This window comes from Candidatus Enterococcus wittei, from assembly GCF_002140175.1.
GTDB lineage: Bacteria > Bacillota > Bacilli > Lactobacillales > Enterococcaceae > Enterococcus_B > Enterococcus_B wittei.
In genome coordinates this window covers 1-5,584 of the sequence record NZ_NGMO01000011.1, presented here as the reverse complement: position 1 = coordinate 5,584, position 5,584 = coordinate 1, and the positions used below count along the sequence as shown (strand labels likewise).

Annotated in this window: 7 protein-coding genes; 2 read left to right on the top strand and 5 right to left on the bottom strand. The window is 37.8% G+C overall.

Annotated features, from left to right (window positions below; all coding sequences use genetic code 11):
* The first annotated feature begins 270 nt into the window (after positions 1 to 270).
* Together rpsD and A5844_RS13790 are read left to right on the top strand one after the other, a co-directional pair.
* Entirely contained in the window at positions 271 to 882 is a 612-nt protein-coding gene (gene rpsD / locus A5844_RS13795; protein WP_086284235.1) for a 30S ribosomal protein S4, read from the top strand.
* 245 nt (positions 883 to 1,127) lie between these two features.
* The gene (locus A5844_RS13790; protein WP_086284234.1) at positions 1,128 to 1,685 is read left to right on the top strand and encodes a biotin transporter BioY; all 558 of its coding nucleotides are present in this window, start codon (positions 1,128 to 1,130) and stop codon (positions 1,683 to 1,685) included.
* Between the two features lie 276 nt (positions 1,686 to 1,961).
* Here A5844_RS13790 and A5844_RS13785 read toward each other — a convergent pair whose 3' ends face one another.
* The 5 genes from A5844_RS13785 to A5844_RS13765 are packed head-to-tail and all read right to left on the bottom strand — an operon-like array spanning position 1,962 to position 5,582.
* Positions 1,962 to 2,723: a 3-oxoacyl-ACP reductase gene (locus A5844_RS13785; protein ID WP_086284233.1), complete on the bottom strand. Its 762-nt coding sequence runs from the start codon at positions 2,721 to 2,723 to the stop codon at positions 1,962 to 1,964.
* Entirely contained in the window at positions 2,720 to 2,941 is a 222-nt protein-coding gene (locus tag A5844_RS13780; protein ID WP_086285730.1) for a DUF2829 domain-containing protein, read from the bottom strand. Before A5844_RS13780 ends, A5844_RS13785 begins: the two co-directional genes overlap by 4 nt.
* 2 nt (positions 2,942 to 2,943) lie before the next feature.
* Positions 2,944 to 4,455 (bottom strand): helix-turn-helix domain-containing protein, encoded by a 1,512-nt coding sequence (locus A5844_RS13775; RefSeq protein WP_086284231.1) that lies wholly within the window; start codon positions 4,453 to 4,455, stop codon positions 2,944 to 2,946.
* A gap of 58 nt (positions 4,456 to 4,513) precedes the next feature.
* Positions 4,514 to 5,215, bottom strand: coding sequence for an LrgB family protein (locus tag A5844_RS13770; protein WP_086284230.1), 702 nt, complete (start codon positions 5,213 to 5,215; stop codon positions 4,514 to 4,516).
* On the bottom strand, positions 5,208 to 5,582 hold the full coding sequence (locus A5844_RS13765; protein ID WP_086285729.1) for a CidA/LrgA family protein: 375 nt from the start codon (positions 5,580 to 5,582) through the stop codon (positions 5,208 to 5,210). Before A5844_RS13765 ends, A5844_RS13770 begins: the two co-directional genes overlap by 8 nt.
* Between the last annotated feature and the right edge of the window lie 2 nt (positions 5,583 to 5,584).

Below are 5,584 nucleotides of genomic sequence, written 5' to 3'. Positions count from 1 at the left end.
CTTATTCTATAGAGAGGAACATTGTTTGTAAAGCGTTTTTAAATACTTATTATCTTGACTTTGATAGGGGATATCGATTATACTGTAATTTGTGTAAAATAATGCAGCAGAAAAATAATAACTCGCCCCTAGTTTGTTGCCCCGATTTGGGTTCAATTGCGTAACCGCGGCTGCAAAGGTGAAGATTGAAGAACAAACTATACGATTATGAATTTTTCATCGGATTATTTTACTCCAAAACTAAATTGATATTTATTGGAGGAAATCTTAATGTCTCGTTATACAGGACCATCATGGAAAATTTCTCGTCGCTTAGGTATTTCATTATCTGGCACAGGGAAAGAATTAGCACGTCGCCCTTACGCTCCAGGTCAACATGGACCAAACAGCCGTGGCAAAAAATCAGAATACGGTATGCAATTAACTGAAAAACAAAAACTACGTCATATGTATGGAATGAACGAACGTCAATTCCGTAACTTGTTCGTTAAAGCAAGCAAAATCAAAGAAGGTAAACACGGGGTTAACTTCATGATCTTACTAGAACAACGTTTAGACAATGTTGTTTATCGTCTAGGTCTTGCAACTACTCGTCGTCAAGCTCGTCAATTAGTAAACCATGGTCATATCATGGTTGATGGCAAACGTGTGGATATCCCTTCTTACCATGTAGAAGTTGGTCAAGTGATCTCTGTTCGTGAAAAATCACAAAACATCTCAACAGTGAAAGAAGCTGTTGAAGCAACTGTTGGACGTCCAGCATTTGTAAGCTTTGATACTGAAAAATTAGAAGGTTCATTAACTCGTTTACCAGAACGTGATGAATTGTACCCAGAAATCGACGAAGCTCTAGTCGTTGAATACTACAACCAAAGCCTATAATTCAAACAACTTTGGTGCAAAAGCCCACTATCTTTTTGATAGTTGGGCTTTTTTTTATTTGTTGAAAAGGAGCTCAAATAGGAATTAGGGTTCTCATTTCTCAATCATACTTTTTTCTTGCTCTAAAATTTCCAATTTCCCAGTTACAATCAAGTAATTTAGTGGCTAGACTTTACAACCCTTTCTTCTTAGTTTATAATTTCGTTAACCGTTGTATTGAAATGGGTTAACGGAAGGAGCACCATATGACAAAATCCCTTAAAGAACTGATACTTGCTGCTGAATTTGCTGCCATTATTGCCGTACTATCTCAATTTACGATCCCATTAGGTTTGATTCCGCTTACTGGACAAACATTTGCGATCGGTTTAACTGCCACCTTTTTGGGCAAACGTACAGGGACCATCGCTGTATTCATTTATCTATTGCTTGGATTGATCGGGCTTCCTGTTTTTTCAGGAATGACTGGGGGAATTGGGGTATTATTTGGCCCATCAGGAGGATATTTACTAGGATTTCTTTTACAATCTCTTGCCATTGGCTGGATCATTGAAAAAACTAGTCCTCGTTTTCCTAAAGCTTGGTTTGCTAATATGGTAGGTGCTTTGCTTGCTTTGATCACAGGTACTTCATGGTTAGCAATCAGTAGTAGTCTTCCCCTTCAAACAGCCATATTAAGCGGCTTTGTTCCCTTTTTATTTCCTGAATTACTGAAAAGCACCGGAGCCGCATATCTAGGGATATTATTACGAAAAAGATTACACTTCAACACAGATACAATATTTTCTACAAAAAAACAGTAAATCTATCGCACTTACCTCTCAAAAAAAGAGGCTGGAACAGAAGTGTTTAACTTCGAGAAATAAGCTAAAATTCACGAAAATTACTTTTTAAATTTTTGTGAATTTTAGCTTTTTTTTCGAAGGAGTTGCTTTTTGATTCCGCCGTTTATACGTATTTAGAGCGTGAAACAAAAGTAAACACTTTTATTTCACGCTCTTTTCATACTTAAGGTGTTGTTTTTTTCATGATTTATTCTATTTTAGCAACCTATATAGAATCTACTTCGATACAGTTTTTTACTTCAAAAGCCAACCACCATCAATGGGAATGATTGCACCTTGAAGATAACTTGCTTGAGGAGTCGCAAGAAATAAAGTCAATTCAGCTACTTCTTCAGGTTGTGCCCAGCGTTTCACTGGTGTTTCATTCGCTACCCATTCCGCCATCTCACCAGTACCAACAAAGTCGGCAGCATTCATCGGTGTTTGGATCGCTCCTGGTGCAATGGCTTTGACACGAATACCTTGTGGTGCATAATCTAAGGCTAATTGTTTCGTAAAACCAATAATCGCATGTTTTGCACTAGTATAAGCAATCCCACCACCTCCAGCAACGAACCCCGCAATCGATGCCATATTGATAATCGTTCCCTTGTTTTTAGCAAGCATTTCAGGAAGTAGGAGCTTCGTTAAGCGAAACATGCTTTTTACATTCACTTCGTAGATTTGATCCCAAAGCCTTTCATCGGTTTCCAGTAAAGGTTTATACGCATCTAAAATTCCAGCTGTATTCAATAAGATAGACACTGGGCCAAATTTTGTATGGCAAGCACGTACTGCTGCTTCAAGCGTTTCTTTCTGACAAACGTCTCCTGTGTAAGCAAAAAATTGTTCTGGATAAGCTTCTAGTAGATCTACCATTTTTCCCATTTGCAGATCAAAACCAAAGACAAACGCTTTTTGCTCTAAAAAAGCTACTGCTTGCGCTGCACCGATCCCAGAAGCTGCGCCTGTTACAAACACCACTTGTCCAGCTAAATCAGTGTATTGGTTTTTCATTCGACGATCTCCCAGTCATCCGCTAAAATATCACAGACAGTTGGCGCAAAACTAGAAAATCCTTCGTCACTCGTTTTGATCAAAAAATATGGAGTCACAGGGCAACCATCGAATACTTCTCCAGAAACAAGCGTTACATATAACTCAAACCCACTCCAGCCTTTACGGATGATTTTTGCCCCTTGTTTCAATTGTGGTAATACTTCTTCAAATGTCATGATTACTCCTCACTTTGTTTGATTGTTTTGATTGTCTGATATAACTCAATATAATCAGCTAATTGCAGTTCTCCTGTAACGATAAAATAATTGAGATCCGCCCATGGTTTCCGGTGGACTTTACTGGTAGATAGTAGTAGATCTACCTCTCTTCCCCGATAATCCGTTGGTAAAAATTTCAGTTGGTACTCATTTCGGAAAAATTGTCGTAGACTCTCTTTCAGCAATTCTTCTTCAAACAAAGGAAAATCCGTCATCAACAACAAGGTTACGACAGGTAGCTTTTGATTGAACATCCCCATCGTTTTAAGCACCGTTAGATACCTTCCCATCAAAAAAGAGGTGTTCTCAAATGCCGGATAGTGATCTGCTCGTTGTTTTTCTTCAAAAAACGAATCTAACCAATGTTTCAATTTGTCATTTTTAATCACTAAATGATTCATAAAATCACTGTCATCCCCATCAATCGTCTCTTTTGCATAAGGGAAAAGATACGCAAACAAATGACTACTGAATAAATAGTTTTCTGCCTCATTTGTCAAAGTTTCCTGGATCATCCCATGTTCTGCTTGATAGTGAACCAATGCTTCTTTAGCTTTCGCAAGTGCTAAGTAAGGTAGTGTTTGATGTTGTTGATGAAACTGAAAGATTTCTTTACGAATCCTTTGATCGCTGTAGTACTCTTCTCTAGTCATCAAGACTAAGAATAAAGCTCCCAACTCCTCTTTTGCTTGAAAATAGTTAGGAAAGATTGGTTCCATCCACTGGCAAAACCGATAAAACAAAGCATTTTGATTGAGTAATGCCTTCTTCTTGTCATTCAAACGTACGTCATGTTTTTGTGATTTACGCAGAAAAAATGCACCTAGCATATATTCTAAGCGTCTTTTTTTGATCTCATTCAACCGAATGTGAAAAAAGAGCAAGATCTGTTCAGCGATGTTTTTGATATCTTCTTGGGGAATTGTTTTAAAAGGCCATATTTTACCACGAAATAATTGCCAAAAAGTCATATGCAGATACAACCGAATGATTTCTTCTTCGCCACAAGCCACATAGCTACCTCTTTGTAAATGGATCCCATAGCCAGTCAATTGTTCTTTCCATTCATTGATTTTACGATGAGTGGTCGATTCACTGATATAATGCTTTTGTGAGAACTGATAGATCGTATGGAATTCTTCAAAAAAAATGTCGTGCAGTAGCTGATACTTTAGCGTACTTTGCACGAGATACATCAAAAAGCGTTCATGCTCGATGGAATCAAGTGAATCATAAAATTGATATCCCGAGCGACTGGACTTTGTAAACAAAGACTGGGTCTTGCCACTGAATTTTTGATAGTTTTTATTTAGTTCATTGACATATTTTGAGACACTTCGAGCATCTAGTTGGACTCTTTGCGCAAGTTTAACAGCCGTATGCCCAGCTTGATCTTCGAAACTTTCTAGTAGAAGAACTTTGTAATATAAGTCTTTATCAAAACGTTTCAGATATTCAGAAGACAAATACACGACTCCACCCCTTGCTAGAATGTTTCTCTCATTGTAGCATAAAATCTACCTTTCGACATCAAAACAAGTTAGCAAAGAACTGAAAGAGCAATGGTAGTAAAAAGACGGTTAGCAGACCGTTCACACAAATGGCCAATCCAGAAATCACACCCTCAATTTCTCCGATTTCGATTGCTTTGGCTGTGCCAATAGCATGGGAAGTACTACCTAAAGCAACTCCTTTTGCGATTGGGCTTTTGATGCGAAATACTTTGAAAATATGGGTCGCAATCAACGAGCCGAAAATCCCTGTAGAAACAACGATTGCTAGAGTGACAGCATTGATTCCTCCCATCGAATGAGAAAGATCAACAGAAATGGCAGTCGTCACTGATTTAGGCAATAACGAAATGACAATTTCCTTGTTCAATGCAAAAAAGTATCCGATACTGACACTTACAAAACAATTCGCCATGATTCCTGCTATGATCCCACAAATGATCGGATAAACATGTTTTTTTAATAGATGGAAATTTTTATATAAAGGAAGCGCAAGCGCCACAGTCGCAGGAGTAATCAGTAACGTCAGTAAATTCCCGCCAACATTATAATCTTGATAGCTAATGCCTGTAAAATGTAGAAATAAGATAATCACGATAATTGACAAAACTAATGGATTTAAGAGAGGTATTGGATGTTTGCGTATCAACTTATCAAATAAAACATACACGCCTATGGTCAGACTCAAACCAAACAAGGGATGACTAAATAATTCATTCAAGTGGTGATTCCTCCATTCCTTCTATCCTCGTTTTTTTTCTAGTACGAAGTAGTGTAACGAGAGCTTCCACGCCTTCCGCTGTTTTTCCTGTGACCACCATCGTCACTATCGAACAACAAACGACTGCTCCTAGTAAGATAGGCCAAATAGCCATGATCTGATCAAAATAATCTAGCAAACCTACACCGGCAGGAACAAACAAGATCGTTAAATTATTTAACAAGAATTGCCCTGTAGTGCCTAATTTATCAGGATCTACTATGTGTAACTGAAACGCCAAAAATAAATATAAAATTCCTAAAATACTTCCAGGAATTGGTAAATGTGCGACTATACGTGTTCCTTCCCCCAATATAGAAAAGAAAATAA